We start from the raw sequence: 760 nt of genomic DNA, 5'->3' as shown, positions 1-760 counted from the left end.
CGGCCACACCGTGGCCTTGGGTGTGGACTGGGGCCTGAACACGCTCCTCAGCGCGGGCGCGGCCCGGCTCCCCAACGACGGCCGCATTACCGCTCTCGGGGCGGGCACGCAGTTCCGGGCCGCTGGTGTGCTGGCCAAGCAGCACCGGCTGCGGCGGATCTTTGAGCGGCTGCACGCCAAGACCGACCACTACGCCCGCCTCAACGACCGCGCCTTGGACGACAAGGCGCAGGTGCTGGCGCAGGAGATCCGCCGCGTGTCCGAGCGCCGCTCCCACCTCAACGACGCGTTGGCCTGGGCTGCTGCCCGCTGGGCGGTGGATCAAGCCGTTGCCGCTGGCGCGAGTGTGATCTATCTGGAAGACCTGCGGTCGATGGAAGCCGGGGGCATGGGCCGCACCCACAACACGCGCATGTCTCAGACTGTGCGCGGGCAGATCGCCGAGCGGATGCGCCACCTCGCCGCCGAGATCGGCATCGCTGTGGTCATCGTGCCGCCGCGCAACACCTCCAAGCACTGCCCGCACTGCCTCACTCCGCTCCGCCACCGCAAAGCCCCCGACCGGACCACCGTGCCCGGATGGAAGTGGGCCATCTGCCCCGGCTGCGGCTGGCAGGGCGACCGCGACCAAGGGGCATGGCGCAGGATCGCCGCACGCGGCCTCACCCACCAGACCAAAACCGTCGTGGACCGCGCCACCGGCACGATGGTGATCCGCGTCGTGGTCGACAAGCTGGAAGCCAAGGCCGTCATCACGGCC

General features: G+C 70.7%; 1 protein-coding gene. It reads left to right on the top strand.

Going from position 1 to position 760, the window contains the following annotated elements; translation table 11 throughout:
* Positions 1-22: 22 nt before the first annotated feature.
* A partial coding sequence (locus VXC91_RS46360; RefSeq protein WP_329513330.1) for a zinc ribbon domain-containing protein occupies positions 23-760 on the top strand: 738 nt, incomplete at its 3' end.

It is taken from the genome of Streptomyces chiangmaiensis, from assembly GCF_036281785.1.
GTDB classification, from domain to species: Bacteria; Actinomycetota; Actinomycetes; order Streptomycetales; family Streptomycetaceae; genus Streptomyces; species Streptomyces chiangmaiensis.
The sequence above is the reverse complement of the archived record's forward strand: the minus strand, read 5'-3'. Positions and strand labels throughout refer to the sequence as shown.